The following is a 15,409-nucleotide window of genomic DNA, read 5'->3' as shown; positions in this document are numbered from 1 at the left end:
GTTCATTCAGTGTCATACTCGCCGCCTGTGGAATGCCAGAGCAGAGCCAGGCGGTCCCAACCCCGATGACGACTGCCAAAATACAGACCGTCGCCAGTGGCCCCGAATCTCCGCCACTGCCACCGATTCCGCTGCCGAACCCCATCGCTGTTGAACCTGGCGGCACGGAGCCAGGGTCCGACAAGCACCAAGCGCCGGAATACATGGTGGAACGTTGTCAATCCAAGCGCATCGCTGCCGAAACTGGTCGCTCCGAGCATGAAGCCCAGCTGAGCTACTGTGATGGCGCGTGGGCCAAATACGGAGCCCCAGCAACAGAGCAGGTGCTCTACGCCCAGTTCGTTGATGACCATTGGGTGGAACTCAAGCCCGACGGCCGCCAATTCCTCGGACTGCAGGGGACTTGCTGGCTGCCAGAGACCATCGCTGAGCTGAGCCCGCCGGAGCCGATCAACCTCACCGAATGCGTCCCTGGTGGGTATGATCCAAGCGCGAAATAGCGCTGTCGGGAATGCCTACGACCTGCAGAAATCCCCAAGATCATAAAGATTAAAAAGATTGTAAGGGATTAAAAAGCGCAGTATGATCGTGGCATGAATCCTTTCCGCGCAACTCTCGGTTCTTCACCGCCGTATCTAGCTGGTCGGCGCGATGAGATTTTCGATTTTGCTGAGGCGCTAGACGATGGTCCTGGCTCTCATGAGCGTGTCTCGTTGATAACCGGATTACGTGGTGTGGGAAAAACGGTTTTGCTCAATGCGTTCGAGGATGAGGCAAAGTCTCGCTCATGGTGGGTCATTTCAGAAACTGCAACAGCGGGATTCACTGAGCGCATCATTGATGCACTTTTTAGAACTGCGAGCGATGTACTGCACACGCACAAGAAGCAGCTCACCGGAATTAGCCTTCCGGCAATTGGTGGGGTTCAGGTCACAGAGGCAGTTCTTCACCAGCCGAAAATGACCCTGCGCTCGGTGCTGACTGAGTTGCTGATGTGGCAGGAAGAAGTCGATAGTAAGTTAAACCAGCAGTCTGTCGGCATCCTTATCACCCTCGATGAGTTGCATTATCACCGGTGTGACGAAGTGATCGAGTTTGGTGCCACCATCCAGCATTTGGTTCGAGAAGATCGCAATATTGCCGTCGCATTGGCTGGCATTCCGCAATCGATTAAACCCTTGCTGGCCAGCCAGGAAGGCACCAACCCGGTCACATTTCTGCGTAGGGCCAACCGAATTGATCTTGGCATGATCGGTGATGATGAGGTGCGTAAAGCACTTGCGGAGCCTGTCATAGGAACGGGCGTTTCGTGGGATAACGAAGCGCTTGATGAAGCTGTTGCATCCTGTGGTGGTTATCCTTTTATGATCCAACTCATTGGTCAGCAGTGTTTTAAACGTCGGGAAAATGGTGTCATTACTGTGAAAGCAGTGAACGAAGGCATGTCAGTGGCAAAGCGAAAGCTGGGGCAGCTTGTTCATGAACCCGCCCTGGCTGATCTGTCTGAAGTTGATAGGACATTCTTGGTTGCTATGGCGGTTGATGACGGCCCGTCTGCCATGTCGGACATCGCCCAGCGTTTGGAGGTTAATTCTCAATATGCCGGGACTTACCGGCGTCGCCTCATAGACGCGGAAATGATTGGTAGTGCCGGGTACGGTTTGGTTGACTTTGAGCTGCCTTACATGCGGGAATATCTACGTGAACATGCCGCTATTACGCTGTTTCGTACCCAAGATCATAAAGATTAAAACGATTGTAAGGGGTTAAAAAGCGCAGGTCCCTGCCAGGTGGCCCTGGCAGGGGGTTCGTTATTCCTTTTCCACTAGCGTTAGCACGTCGTAGGTGGCGACGATCTCGTCATTCTGGTTGTAGATGACGGTGTCCCAGGCGACCTCGCCGTATTCGTCAGTGACGCGCGGGGTGATGCGCTTGGCGGTGAGTTCGACGCGGATGGAGTCGTCGTAGGTCACCGGGGTGATAAAGCGGAGGTTTTCCAGGCCGTAATTCGCGAGCACTGGTCCCGGCTCCGGGGAGACGAACAGGCCTGCCGCCCAAGAAACCAGCAGGTAGCCGTGGGCGACGCGGCGTGGGAAGAACGGGTTGGCCATGGCGGCTTCTTCGTCCGTGTGGGCGTAGAAGGTATCGCCGGTCTTCTCTGCGAACTCGAGGATGTCCTCTAGGGTCACTTTGCGCAGCTCGGAGGCGTACTGGTCGCCGAGTTTCAGGGTGGCTAGTGACTTGCGGAATGGGTGTTTGCCACGTTGGACGTCGGCCCCGCGCTGCCATTCGCCCGTGACGGCGGTGAGGTGATTCGGGGTGCCCTGCAGGGTGGTGCGCTGCATGTAGTGCTTCACGCCGCGCACGCCACCGAGTTCTTCGCCGCCACCCGCGCGACCTGGGCCGCCGTGGATGAGCATCGGTAGGGGAGAGCCGTGGCCGGTGGTGGTCTTCGCGTCATCGCGGTCGAGGAAGTGTAGTCGGCCGTGGTGGGCGGCCATTCCCGCAGCATAATCGGCTGCCTTGGTGCGGGTGCAGACCGTGGCCACCAAGGAGCCCTTGCCACGCTGCGCGAGCGCGATAGCTTCGGCGTCGGTGTCGTAGCCGAGGATGGAGACGACCGGGCCGAACGCCTCGATGTCGTGGACCTCATCGGAGTCGTTGTCCCAGGTCAGGATGGTGGGTAGTACGTAGGCGCCTTGTTCGGGCAGCGTGCCGACGCGCGTCGCCACGCCTCCAGCTGCCTCCAGCTTTGCGACGGCCTGTTCCACATCTTGCTGCTGCTCAAAGGAGGCCAATGGACCCATTGTCTTACCCAGGTCAACCTTCTCGGACACTTTGGTTTCGAGGGCTTGCTTGACGGCGTCGATAAGCGGGCGTGGCACAATTGCTCGGCGGACGGCGGTGCACTTTTGGCCGGCCTTCGCGGTCATTTCGGTGAAAAGTACCCTGATGTAGGCGTCGAATTCGGGATCTTCTGGGGTGATGTCGGAGGCGAGGATCGCGGCGTTGAGGGAGTCGGCCTCGGAGGTGAAGCGGAAGCCGCCCTCGATGATGTTCTTGTGGCCCTTGAGCTGCGCGGCGGTGGCGGCGGAGCCAGTGAAGGCGACGTGATCGCGGTAGTCGAGGTGGTCGAGGAGGGTGCGGGCGGAGCCGGATATTAGCTGGATAGACCCCTCGGGGAGGATGCCGGAACCAACCATGAGCTCGACGCACTTCTGGGTGACGTAGCCGGTCGGGGTGGCGGGCTTCACCAGGGTGGGGACGCCCGCGATGAACGCAGGGGCGAACTTCTCCAGCATGCCCCAGACTGGGAAGTTGAACGCGTTGATCTGCACCGCGACGCCCGGGATGCGGGTGTAGATGTGCGTGCCGATGAAGGAGCCGTCTTTAGAAAGTGGCTCGGTGGGGCCGTCCACGATGACCTGGGAGTTGGGAAGTTCGCGGCGGCCCTTGGAGGAAAAGGTGAACAGGGTGCCGATGCCGCCGTCGATGTCGATGTAGTGGTCGCGCTGCGTTGCGCCGGTGGAATCAGAAATGCGATACAGCTCTTCCTTGTACTCGCCGAGGAAAAGTGCGAGTTCCTTGAGTTTGAGGGCTCGCTCGTGGATGGTGAGCTCGCCGAGGCCCTCCTGGCCCGTGGTGCGGGCGTAGTCGATGGCGCCGGCGATGTCCAGGCCTTCGGTGCTGACCTGGGCGATTACTTCGCCGGTGCGGGCGTCCAGTACGTCGGTGACTTTGCTAGGGGATTTCGGGGTGGTCCACTGGCCGGAGAGGTAGCTAGGAACAAGCATTTTCCATCCTTTACTGAACGTTCGGTCGGGAATGTTCTAGAGTATAACGTAGATCACAAAGGCTTTGGGAGGTTTACATGGATCCAGTTAATATTTCGCTCGGTGAGCTGGACATTCGGATGGGCGTTGAAGTCGTTTCCGAGTCGGTCGATCGTGTCGAGGTGCGCATGCCGGTCGAGCGCAACCGTCAGTCCCTAGGAGCCTTGCATGGGGGAGCGATGGCCTGCCTCGGTGAGATGGCCGGCTCGTGGGCTGCGCTGAAATACGCCTCCACCCTTGGCAAAGCCTGCGTGGGCGTGGATATCAACGCTACCCACCACCGGGGCGCGCGCTCTGGCTATGTTCGTGCGGTCGCCACTCCCATCAAGCTCGGGCGCACGCTGACCTCGCACGAAGTGGTCATCACGGCCGAGGAAACGGGGGAGCGGCTCTGTACCGTGCGCATCACCAACGCCATCGTGGAACCGCTGGGTGATCTGTCAGCTGCGCTCGAGGCGGCGCGTGCCGACGCTATAGTGGATCGGGTGTAGGGGTTGTGGCGTGGCAAGGACGCAAAGAAACTCTATATGGAGCGGGGCTTGCCAAAGATTGAAATTCCTGAGGGCTATGGCGAATTATTGATTGGAGTCAGAAGACTTCTCTGAGAGAATATCGGCTGCGAGGTAGCGAAGTACTCCCCAAGTCATAGGTGCGTGATCTTCATCTGTGGCGACGTTGTCTCTCCAGCTATCCAATTCGGTGGGTACCAATTGTCGGTATAGACCCATGTTAAAGGGGCTCTTCAGGATTTAAAGTGCGTTGATCTTGGTGTGCAGCTGTCCGGAGTGGATCAAGGATCGCAAGATGTAGTGCCCGAGGTTCTTGAACCCCAGAGCGATGCCGCGCAGATGCTCCAGGCGCCCGTTGATCGCCTCGACGGGCCCGTTGGACGCCCCGATATCGAAATACGCCAGCACGTCCTTCTGGCGCCGGTACAGCGTGTTTCCCAGCTGCTTAATCTCCTCTAACCCCTTCGGCATCGTCGATGAACGCAGCGTGCTGATCACCTTCCGCATCAGCTTCTTGCCCTCGGCTTTCTTCGGGTGCTGATAGGCGGCGATGATCTGCTGATACACCGACCACGTCACCTCCAAAGCCACGTAGTCTTCGTCGGTGGCCCACAGTTGCTCGAGTCGCCGATGCTGTCGATCAGTGAGGAAGTCAATCCTGGTCAACAGGGTTTTCCGGTTCTTATACAACGGATCGTTTTTCTTGCCCCGCCGCCCGGTGGTCATCCGCTGCAGGCGCTGCCGGCACACGGTCAACTTGTCGGCGGCCAGGTGCACCACGTGAAAGGGATCCATCACCGCCTGCGCCCGCGGCAGGGCCTGTTTGGTGGCGGTGGCGTAGCCGGCAAACCCATCCATCGTGACAACCTCGACCCGGTCGCGAAAGCCCTGCCCACGCTGGCTGAGCCAATCGCTCAGTACCGCGGCGCTACGACCCGGGACCATGTCCAGCAACCGGGCCGGTCCGGCGCCGTCGATGACGGGGGTGATGTCGACGAGCACGGTGACGAACGAGTCCGGCTCACCGGCCCGGTGGGTGTGCTTCCACACGTGCTCGTCCACGCCCAGCACGCGTACCCCGGCAAGGTGGCCGGGGTCGTCGTAGACCAGGTGCCGACAGGCATCCAGGGCGAGGTCGTTGACCAGGTCCCAGCCCAAGCCCAGGGCTTTGGCGGTGGCGGAGATACTCATTTTGTCGATCGCCAACCGTTGCAGAATCCAGCGGGTCACCCGGCGAGTGACGGTGCGCCCGCGTTCGGCGCAGGCCAGTTCGCCCTGGTAGATCCGCTGGGCACAGGACTGATTCAGGCACAGGAACCGCGGCACGCGTACCTGCAGTCTGGTGGGGAAGCCGACGACGGGAAGATCGGTCAGCCGGCGCACGACGTGATCACGCAGCCGCCCTGTGTGTCCGCAGCCCGGGCACTTGTCGCAGGAGTCGATGGGACGAGCACTGATGACCGTGAACTCGCCGGCATCCGCGGCATCGGTGATCGTTAATCCCAGTTCCGCGGTGCGGCAAATGGTGTCGGCGACGAGGTTGAACGTAGGCTGCATTGTAGGGTCCTGGTTCGGTCAGATGGTTGTGTGGTAACTCTCATCTTGTACCGGCCAGGGCCCCTATATGTTGTGCCACCCCGACATATCACTTCCCGCTAATTACGCACTCCAGATCCGGATGAGCCGTTAAAGGCTAATCTGTTGGTTTGATAGCTGTTGGAAGTCGCCTTCCAAATCTGATAGCAGCGTGATGCGACGTCACCGCCGTCGATATTTCCAAGCTCAATATCGTTGATGATGGAGACTTTTAGTTGGGAGAATACACCGTAAAGACCGATGTATTCAAGAACTCGATTTTGGCTAGGATGTGCTTTGTGATCGCGGTCTTCCCTTAACCCGTCGAGGAATTGACTGCAAAGTTGTGAATTCACTATTGGAATGGCTTCCATCATCCATGCAACATCCTCTCTCTTGATGTTATCCATTTCCCAGGAGGTCTCTAGTCTTTGGAAAATCGCAGCAAGAAGTTTTCCGTTTGAAATTCGATCGAGTGCACTGATTGCCTCGGGAATTTTTATATCTTTGCGGAGGCTCGCCAAGTACGGATAAATCCAATCAATCAGCATTTGTTCTGGCAATTCAACGGATTGAGAGACCCAGCAATTTGTTGCTATTGGGATCACATGCATCAAGAATGCTAGCTTCTGATCGGTATTCATGCTCAGATTTGAAAAGTGGCTTAATTTAATCAAGATAGATTTGATTTGATGCTGATTCGAGGTTTGAAGCAATTCCAGCAAGACTTCTGGTTTTTTGGAAATCGCACGCTCAGCTGCAGTGGAAATAGTTGTATCGCTAACGTCGAATCCTGTTATTCCGAATTGGAAGTAGCGATCAAAGTATTCAGGTAAGACGATGCCCTTGTCTGCAGGCATAGGGCCGAGAAACAGCCAATTCAAGACCTCTTCAACTGCTGATTGTCGTTGACTAGGAGCAATGGTGGCTATTGCAGATACGGAATTGATCACCCGTTTGCGGTGTTCTTCTTTGTAGCTCTTATGGCAAAGAGTTTCCTTATTTCGACCAATTTCAGCATGAACTTGTGGTGCAATGACGCGAAGAAACGCAAGTGCAATGCAGTCTCCGACATTGATTTCACCTGGATCGTTAAAATCGACATTGATTCGAGCATTAGCTAGGAATCTATTTATTGCGCGCGGAGTTCTTAGAGCTCTGCAAAATGTCCCAAGAAGAGAATCGATATTGTGCCAGGGGGGTTCGGTTCCTGACCTAGTTAGAGGAATTTCATTTTTGTTGTACTCTCCACGGATGGTTTCGAGCTTTTTGGATATTGTGTCCAATATTTGGACTTCAGAAAGAGGGGGGATAGCAATAGGGAATTGCACAATTTTCTCCAGAAAGCGTTCAGCGATATCCTGGCTGTTCTGGTCAAGTGATGAACCAGAAAATATTTCGGAAAGAGACGCTTCGTCGTATGCCATCAAATAGTGGATATTTGGAAATCGTCCGAGCAGGCGAATGGTCTTTAAGAGTGAGGACAGCTCGTCTTTTTGAAGGCGATCGACGTCATCGACAACAATGAGAATTTTCTTATGTGAACGAGCAATAAGCTTAGAGGCACTATCAAAGGAAGTTCGCCAAGATTGAAACTCTTCCAATTCTGATTTGTTGTTTGAAGGTAACCCTGGAGGCCTAAGTGACAAACTTCCCAGGTGAGAATTTGTTCCGAGCTGGATTGCCTCAGCAGCAATGGAATACAGGCTGCTGAGGGATTTGGCCAGCGTTTTCCTGTCGACTTCAGGAACAGCTTCGCCCAAAGCTGCAAAGAAGTCTTCCATCACGCCATTGGGCGAGGATGCTGCCCAGGGGGAGAATTCGGAAATTCTCCAGTTATCTGAGCATGCGGATAGTTCTTGAATAACCATCGAGATTATCGATGTTTTTCCTGCACCCCATTCGCCAGTGAGCCCGAAAACTATTGAGTCATCGGAGGCGGTGCATCGATTGATGAACAGAGCTACTTTCTCAGCGAAAGCAGCTCTACCCAATGTGTCCTCGGATGCGTTTGTGATTGGGCGATCGTTCCAGGTTGTCTCCCCAAGTGTGTGATCCTGAGGTTCATTACTTCTAAAAGGGTGGCTTTGGGAAGGATACGTGAATAGTCCCACTAGGAAATCTCCTCCACAGACTGCTCAATCCGTTGCAATCGATCCCGCAGGTCATACACCATGGCTGTATTACCGCCGAAGACATCGAGCGGATCTCCGTAGTCGTTGTAAGGGGCCTCCCACAGATCGCCCATAGTTACGATGCCATTTTGTACGAGGCCACCGACTACCCGATTGAGGAATGCGAGCTGAGTGGCATTGAGTCGACTGCCTGAAATCCAGTCGGCAAAGACCTCCCGGGCTACATTTTCTTCGAGGCCCACCATCGTGCGGACGAAACGTGGAAGCGACATTCCGAGCTCTTCGCGTAGACCGGCGACATCTGAAATGCCAGCCGATGCAACAAGCTGCTCCAATGAGATGATGTCTACTCCTGTGAGAGGTTTTGCTCGCCGAATCTTTTGCAGTACCAGAGCGTCGCCGTGTTTATCCAAAACAGCTTGAATCTTCTGTTCAACGGTACTTTCGACGACTGTTCCGGCTGCTCCTTCGAGCGGTAGGGACATGAGGTTGAGTTCGCCGAGCTCGTCCTTGATGTCCATGACGACTGCGTTGCGCTGGCCTCTATCTACATTGTGGACGAGTGAGCGCATTCCCCGACGGAGCACTTCCAGTTCCATTTCGGTGACACCGTCCCACCACTCATCGGACGCGGCTTGTTCAAGGAGCTTCGCTTGAGCGGCGATTGACTTAACGTTGAGCTTCGTGAGCAGGTTGGTAGCGAGTCGTTGGACGCGTAAACGAAAGCCATCGGGCACGGGCTGTTCCTCGGCCACTGCCGTCTGGCAGCCAAGGACAACTAGGTCAAAGCGTTTGGCATGCTCATTTTCCGCGGCAGATGCGAACGGAAGATTGGCAAGGTGTTCTTCCATATCAGCGTAGTCCGCAGCACTGAGGCTTTCCCACGAAGCTGGCTCACGATAGCGGTCTAAAATGGGCCGGGCCTTGGGGCTGACCAGCGGGCTAGACTCTGGCACGCCTCCCAGCTGCTGCTGAAGGTGGGTTCTAATGGACGCCCGCAATTCGGCATCCTTTGATCTGTCCAACAGCTCGAGGCGGCGGAGGAACAGTCGCTCGGACAGCGAACGCTGTTTAGAACCTTCGGTGGCAGGCTTGTCCGCACCAGCGAAGTGGCGCAGATTGTCGCAATAGTCAAAGACGAAGAACTCTTCTTTGTCTAGGCCTTCGCCGAAAAGTTCTTTACGTGTGCGAGTGCCGCGTCCTATCATCTGCCAGAACTTGGTTTGGGAGTGGACAGGCTTGAAGAAAACAAGGTTGACGATCTCCGGGACATCAATGCCGGTGTCGAGCATGTCGACGCTGATAGCAACATCGATTCCACGAGGTGACGGGTCTTCAAACCGCTCAATGAGTTCGTCTGGATTGTCTACGCCGGAGGTAATCACTTCAGCGTTCACCTTCGGGTCAACCACTGCGAACCGCTTGTAGATCAAATCTGCATGATATTGGTTTCGCGCAAAGACGATCGTCTTGCCGATGCGGTCTGCTCCGTCAACCTTGATACCGTGGGTGAGTACCTGCTTTAGGACCAAGTCGATGGTGCTCAGATTGTAGAGCTTGGCGTTGATTTCAGAAGCGTCGGCACCTTCTGGGGATTCGAGTTTGTTTCCATCTTCGTCGGTACCCCATTCCGCGAGATCCCATTTGACCTTGTCTTCTTCTGACAAGTCTTCGTAACAGACGCCAGTCTGCAGGATGATCGATTCCGCCGCGTACGGACGGTAGTGAACTAGGTAGCCTTCGGACACTGCTTGTTCGAGTGAGTATTCCGTGGTCGGTTGGCCGTCCTGGAGGTCGAACATCGAGTATGTATTGTGGTCGATTTCGTCACGTGGCGTGGCAGTAAGGCCAATCAGGTAGGAGTCGAAATAATCGAAGATACGCCGGTAGCGTCGGTAGATACTGCGGTGAGCTTCGTCCACGATAATCAAGTCGAAAGCGTAGGGGGTGAACTTCTCCCCAAGTTGCTTGATCATGGATTGGTAGGTGGAGAGATAAACCGTGCCATCGGTTTTGGATTCCTTCAGTAGGTTTACGATTCCCGCATCCGGGTATAGGGCGGAGAAGTTTTTCGCAGCTTGGTTCACCAGTGCTTTGCGGTCGGCAAGGAACAGCACGTTTTTCACCCAGCCAGCATCCTTCAGCATTTTCACCAAAGCAATGGCAGTACGAGTCTTGCCAGTTCCGGTAGCCATGACTAGCAGGGCCTTACGGTACCCATCGCTCAGGTGCTCCGCGACGGCCCGGATCGCGATTGCTTGGTAGGGGCGTCCCGCAATTTCGGAATCATGCGTCACTTTGGTCAGATCTTGGCGAAGCGTGCGGAACCTAATCAGTTGGTACAGCTCGCGTGCGGTCGCGTAGCCATCTACTTCGCGTGGTTTAGGTTCGACGCCACTAGGGAGGGCTACGTCATCCCACATTTCGACCAGGTAGCCCGTGGTGTAGTAGATGATTGGTCGCTGGCCGAATTGGGCTTCTAGTTCGCGTGCGTACCGTGCCGCTTGCTGTCGACCCGCTGAGATGCTTACCGACGGCTTCTTCGCCTCAACTACGGCCAAGGCCTTGCCGTCTTCACCGTAGAGAACATAATCTGCGCGTCCCGAAGGCAACTGCACTTCCTCGCGTACATTCCCTTTTTCAACGGAGAAGCCGGCGGCAGCGAGCATTGGATTGATGATGTCGCGGCGGGTATCGGCCTCGCTGATGGCAAAGTTCGCAGTGGTGTCTACTGCTCCTGCCTCGGCCTGAGCTTCAACTAGCTCCGCGCGAGTCTTTTCTTCGAGTTCGGCGCGAAGACGTGCAATTTCGGCTGCTTGTTCGGCGGATTCCTTCCGGAAGCGTTCCTGCTGGCGCAGGTGTTCTTCGCGTTCAGCGCGCAGCCGTTCGCGTTCCTCCGAGAGCTGGAGGGCATGCTGTTGCTCACGCTGATCAAGTTCAAACTGTAGCTTTCGCAACTGAGCTGCGGTCTTTGCCTGCTGTTTTGGTGCGTCAAAGAGGATTTGCGGATCGAATGCCTCGTTAGGAATCGCCGCGCGGCCGCGGTCGGCCACGTTGGCGGCTGCCCACACCATGAGGTCATACAGGTGGGCGATGGCGTGGATAGCTACTTGTTGCTCGATATGCTTATCCTCGTGAGCCGCAACATTGCCGATCTTGCGCAGCGCATGAATCTTATTTTGGATGCTCGGTGGTACAACCTGGCGGAACTTAGGCGCTCTGGCAAGGTCCAGCATCGCTCCACCTGTCTCGAGTCCATAGAACGCACTGATGTGTTTGATCATTGCTTCTGTGACGAAACGTGCATGAATTGCCGACGCACGTGGGTTGCTGACGGCCGCGGCTTCCGCCCCACGGCAATCACTCAGCAGGCGTGGGAAGACAGGTCCGACAAATGCAAAGTTGGAGCGTGAAGGAGTGGTCAATCAAAGTCCTCAGGTGGGGTGGCGCTTTTCGACGCCTAAAGTGACAGTTTCTTTACCTAATAGATTATCTGTTTTGCTACTCGTCAGATGCTTTACGAGGCTCGAGTCGCTTTCGATCCGCGAGAATCCGACGATCCATTTCTTTCAGTCGCTCCAGGAGTTCAATCTCCACAACCGAATCTTCCTTTTCTCGGCGTCGACTGTCGAAGATTTCATACCGCTCGATGGCCAACTTTTCGACTTCCTTCCTCGTGATACGGCCACGATCCTTGAGAGGTTCGTACTCGTTGAACTCGATGAAGGAATCGGTCTTTTCGATCCAATCCGCCATGTGGATGACCTTACGGCGACGGGCCTGTTGCTCGGCGTAATCGAGGTACTGAGACACCAAGAAGTTGAGCATCTCGAGCTCGTCTTTGGTCAGATAGTTCTTGGCGCTAGTGATATCTCTTTTACGCACGACGTTGCCCTTGAACGAAGTTAAGCCAAGGTTGTCGGCTTGTGGATCGCACCGAGTCGCAATGATTTCCGACGAGGTCAATCCAGTGATCGCGTAGTGCAATTTGTCTTGAATGCGCTGGAAAAAATGTCTTGTCGACGGCGCTTTCGCGTCGTAGTCATCAGCCAAACTAAAAATGTCGCGTAACTTTGCGTAGAACCGGTATTCCGAAGATCGAATATCTCGGATCCGTGCGAGCAGCTCATCAAAGTAATCCTGTCCGCGAGGGTCTTTGAGCTTTTCGTCATTCATCACAAAGCCCTTGACCAAATACTCAGTGAGTATGCTAGAAGCCCAGGTGCGGAACTGGACGCCCCGCGGTCCGCGGACACGATAACCCACTGCCATGATGGCGTCGAGATTGTAATGGTTGAGGCTGCGGACGATGTCCCGGTCGCCTTCATTCTGAACTCTTTGAAATTCTTTAAGAGTTCGATCCCTGGTCAGCTCGTTTTCTGCGTAGATATTCTTGAGGTGAATGCTGACAGTTGCGCTAGTGATGCCGAAAAGTTCGGCAATCTCGGCTTGCGTCATCCACACGCTGCCATCGATCAAACGGAGGTGTACCTCGGTGAGGTCGTCGAGGGTGCGGTAGATGACAAACTCGCCGAGCTGATCGACGCCCTTCTCAATTGGCTGATCTGGTGTGGACATTGCTTACCTCCTGGCTGAAATCCTACAGTTGACCAGCTAAAGCGCGAGCGGAAAGGGATTGGTGGAGCTCTTCAAGTAGGCGGATCCGCGTTCGGATTTTGCCCCGCAACTCTTCAATTTTCAGCAGCTGGGACTCAAATCGTTCTTGGTCGATCGTTGGAAGGTCGGGAATGAGTAAGTCACGGGCTTGATTGATTGTCATTGTATTCAGTCCCGAAGTTGTTTTGACACAACGAATAAGTTGAAGTCGAACGGAAGGAGCAGACAAGAGTGCGTTCAGAACGATCGGCGAAGTGGCAATGGATCGGACACGGAATAGATGATTTTGGAATACAAATCGGTGATCTCCTGGAGAAATGATTGCGGCTCTGCCAACTTCCCGAGGGTTTGCATTTGCTTCGAGCATCAGTATGTCTCCGTCGGCGACCAAGCATCGATCAAACTCTCGTTCAGTAACACGAATGGTCTTCACTTCGCCGAGATCAATTGAATTTCGTTGAACGTTTGCGACTCTGAGATAGTTTGCCTCAATCGGGTTTTTCGCGCGTTTGGAACTCAGAGAGAGGCCACCTGAAACTGCAGCAATCTCCTCAAGTCGACAGGTAGACGCAGTAAGGTCATCGATCTCACGAATCAAACTGTTGCGAATCGCGTCAAGTTCCTCAAGTTGTTTTTGAGTCGCATTGAGCCTTTGATTCGTAACCTCAAGAATCTCCGCGATCCTCCGCTGCTCGGCAAGGGGAGGGAGGGGGATCTTGATATCCAGAATTTTGGTAGCAGTTGTAGCAGGATAGGAAATCCCAGTTGCCGTCTTTACACACTGCTCAATAAAATAGTTCGTTTGCACGAATGAGAAGAGAAATGTCGAGTTCAAAATTGTTTTATCGGGTCGAAGCACGCAGAATCCCGTGCTGGTAACGTGTCCATCCAATGATGAGCTCACCAAAGCTACTGCATTCAGGTTTGGCCGCACAGTTGAAACGAGAACGTCTCCTTCTTGAACGACCTGCCTCGCCCGGCTAGGAGCTTCTTCCGGATCGACATATCTAGCATCGATTATTTTTTTCGATATTGAATCCACGGAAGAAATATCTACATATTTCTTACGAGTCCCAAGATCCCACTTTCCGATTTTTCGATCACAAACATCCCCCAACCGCACCATCGGCCAAGTTTCACGTGAAACCGTCACTTCGCGTCACCGCCCAGCAGCCTCTTGAGCTGCGCCATTCCAGTCGCGAGTTCCGCATCGAGGGCTTCAATCTCCGCAATAATCTCCATTGGATCGCGAGTTTCCACGTCCTCGAAGACTATTTCCTTGTAGCGGTTCATGGAAAGGTCGTAGTCGTTGTCGGCGATCTCGGAAACAGGTACGCAGAAGCTCTGCTCGGTGCGGGCACGCTCAAGCTCAGTGGTATCGCGAAGCGCGAAGCGTTTCACCACGTCGGGGAGGTTATTCTTCTCGTGTTGCTCGTCCGTGAGCTCGACTGCCTTAGGCTTGTCGAGGGGATTGTCAGGATCAGGCAGCCGGTCGAGAGGCGTAGGGCCGAGCAGATGTTCGTCGAGAAGCGGGGTGCGCTTGTCGTCGAGGGAGCGGCCGTCGGCACGCACCTCGTAGAACCAGACATGGTCTGTGTCAGGAGCGTCGGTGCGGGTGAAACAGAGGATTGCAGTGGAAACGCCAGTGTACGGCTTGAACGCACCGGAAGGGAGCTTGATGACGGCATCGAGCTTTTGGTTCTCGATAAGTTCCTTGCGGATCGCTTTGTGGGCCTTGGTAGAACCGAAAAGTACGCCTTCAGGGACGATAACGGCTGCGCGGCCGCCGATTTTGAGCAAACTCAGGAAACGGTTGATGAACAGCAGCTCAGTCTTCTTGGTTGAAGCAAGGCGATTGAGCTTCTTGTCCATGCCGGCGGCATCGATGGTGCCGGAAAATGGTGGGTTGGCAAGAACGATATCGAAAGCATCTTCGTCCTGCGGATCGATTGGCCCCAGCGAATCTTTGTATTTGATGTTCGGCTCCTGGAAGCCGTGCATGAACAAATTCATTGCGGACAATCGGACCATCGTTGAGTCGTTGTCGTAGCCAGTAAGACCGTTGGTTTGAAAGCTATCGCGGGTGCTCTTCTTGAGCAGTTCTGCTTCGTGGTTGTGCTGCATCCACTCCCAAGCGTTGACCAAGAATCCTGCCGTGCCACAAGCTGGATCAATGATTCGTTCATTGGGAGCCGGTCTCATGAGTTCCACCATGAGGTCAATGACGTGCTGCGTGGTGCGGAACTGACCATTCGTGCCTGAACTGCTGAGCTTAGAGAGCATGTACTCGTAGAGATCACCGAGTAGGTCCTGCTTGGTCAGCGGTAGCTCATCGATCTGGCTGATAACCGTGCGTAGCGTATTGGGGTTATCGATGCCGAAATTGGCATTCTTCATGTGAGCAGCCATGCCAGAGCTGCCGAGATTTCGCATGTGAGGGAATGCGTGGTCCTCGACGAGTTCCTTCAGACGAGTCGGGCTGGTCTCGGTGACCAGGTTCTTCCATCGGAAATCTTGTTGATTTGGTTGGAAAATATCGGCGCGAGCCGGGGCCTCTTTGCCGAAAGCTCGTTGCGCGTCAAGGCTGTCTTGCTGCTTGTCGAGCTGGCGGAGGAAGAGCAAGTAGGTGAATTGTTCGATGACATTCATCGGGTTGGCAATACCGCCAGACCAGAAAACATCCCAAATCTTGTCGATGCGGCTCTTGAACTCAGAGTGATTCATGAATTTTCCTTGGTTT

The 15,409-nt window shown here is 54.8% G+C and carries 10 protein-coding genes; 3 read left to right on the top strand and 7 right to left on the bottom strand.

Annotation, left to right across the window (positions count from 1 at the left end; all coding sequences use genetic code 11):
* Positions 1-32 precede the first annotated feature (32 nt).
* Together HW450_RS07440 and HW450_RS07435 are read left to right on the top strand one after the other, a co-directional pair.
* Entirely contained in the window at positions 33-500 is a 468-nt protein-coding gene (locus HW450_RS07440; protein WP_220463889.1) for a hypothetical protein, read from the top strand.
* A 93-nt stretch (positions 501-593) separates the two neighbouring features.
* Positions 594-1,751, top strand: coding sequence for an AAA family ATPase (locus HW450_RS07435; RefSeq protein ID WP_182385023.1), 1,158 nt, complete (start codon positions 594-596; stop codon positions 1,749-1,751).
* A 60-nt stretch (positions 1,752-1,811) separates the two neighbouring features.
* On the opposite strand, the gene paaZ is transcribed toward HW450_RS07435, so the two are convergent.
* Positions 1,812-3,794: a phenylacetic acid degradation bifunctional protein PaaZ gene (gene paaZ / locus HW450_RS07430; RefSeq protein WP_182385022.1), complete on the bottom strand. Its 1,983-nt coding sequence runs from the start codon at positions 3,792-3,794 to the stop codon at positions 1,812-1,814.
* A gap of 77 nt (positions 3,795-3,871) precedes the next feature.
* Here paaZ and HW450_RS07425 point away from each other — a divergent pair, with 77 nt between their 5' ends.
* Positions 3,872-4,324, top strand: a complete 453-nt coding sequence (locus HW450_RS07425) for a PaaI family thioesterase (protein ID WP_182385021.1) — start codon at positions 3,872-3,874, stop codon at positions 4,322-4,324.
* Between the two features lie 258 nt (positions 4,325-4,582).
* Here the strand turns inward: HW450_RS07425 and HW450_RS07420 are convergent, their stop codons facing one another.
* From HW450_RS07420 to HW450_RS07395, 6 genes are all read right to left on the bottom strand, one after another.
* The gene (locus HW450_RS07420; protein WP_182385020.1) at positions 4,583-5,899 is read right to left on the bottom strand and encodes an ISL3 family transposase; all 1,317 of its coding nucleotides are present in this window, start codon (positions 5,897-5,899) and stop codon (positions 4,583-4,585) included.
* 98 nt (positions 5,900-5,997) lie between these two features.
* Entirely contained in the window at positions 5,998-8,031 is a 2,034-nt protein-coding gene (locus tag HW450_RS07415) for a KAP family P-loop NTPase fold protein (RefSeq protein ID WP_182385019.1), read from the bottom strand.
* Positions 8,031-11,477, bottom strand: a complete 3,447-nt coding sequence (locus HW450_RS07410) for a DEAD/DEAH box helicase family protein (RefSeq protein WP_182385018.1) — start codon at positions 11,475-11,477, stop codon at positions 8,031-8,033. Before HW450_RS07410 ends, HW450_RS07415 begins: the two co-directional genes overlap by 1 nt.
* A 76-nt stretch (positions 11,478-11,553) precedes the next feature.
* Positions 11,554-12,630, bottom strand: coding sequence for a RhuM family protein (gene rhuM, locus HW450_RS07405; RefSeq protein WP_182385017.1), 1,077 nt, complete (start codon positions 12,628-12,630; stop codon positions 11,554-11,556).
* 22 nt (positions 12,631-12,652) lie between these two features.
* Complete coding sequence (locus tag HW450_RS07400) at positions 12,653-13,822, bottom strand: restriction endonuclease subunit S (protein WP_182385016.1); 1,170 nt, start codon at positions 13,820-13,822, stop codon at positions 12,653-12,655.
* Positions 13,819-15,393, bottom strand: a complete 1,575-nt coding sequence (locus tag HW450_RS07395) for a type I restriction-modification system subunit M (RefSeq protein WP_182385015.1) — start codon at positions 15,391-15,393, stop codon at positions 13,819-13,821. Before HW450_RS07395 ends, HW450_RS07400 begins: the two co-directional genes overlap by 4 nt.
* Positions 15,394-15,409: the final 16 nt, after the last annotated feature.

It is taken from the genome of Corynebacterium hindlerae (assembly GCF_014117265.1).
Lineage (GTDB): Bacteria > Actinomycetota > Actinomycetes > Mycobacteriales > Mycobacteriaceae > Corynebacterium > Corynebacterium hindlerae.
Note: the sequence above shows the minus strand (reverse complement) of the source record. Positions and strands in the feature narration are given on the sequence as shown.

Excerpts from the sequence above, each read along its gene's own strand:
- HW450_RS07440 (WP_220463889.1), top strand. The coding sequence starts at position 33 with ATGCCAGAGCAGAGCCAGGCGGTCCCAACCCCGATGACGACTGCCAAA.
- paaZ (WP_182385022.1), bottom strand. The coding sequence starts at position 3,794 with ATGCTTGTTCCTAGCTACCTCTCCGGCCAGTGGACCACCCCGAAATCC.
- HW450_RS07425 (WP_182385021.1), top strand. The coding sequence starts at position 3,872 with ATGGATCCAGTTAATATTTCGCTCGGTGAGCTGGACATTCGGATGGGC.
- rhuM (WP_182385017.1), bottom strand. The coding sequence starts at position 12,630 with ATGTCCACACCAGATCAGCCAATTGAGAAGGGCGTCGATCAGCTCGGC.
- HW450_RS07420 (WP_182385020.1), bottom strand. The coding sequence starts at position 5,899 with ATGCAGCCTACGTTCAACCTCGTCGCCGACACCATTTGCCGCACCGCG.
- HW450_RS07435 (WP_182385023.1), top strand. The coding sequence starts at position 594 with ATGAATCCTTTCCGCGCAACTCTCGGTTCTTCACCGCCGTATCTAGCT.
- HW450_RS07395 (WP_182385015.1), bottom strand. The coding sequence starts at position 15,393 with ATGAATCACTCTGAGTTCAAGAGCCGCATCGACAAGATTTGGGATGTT.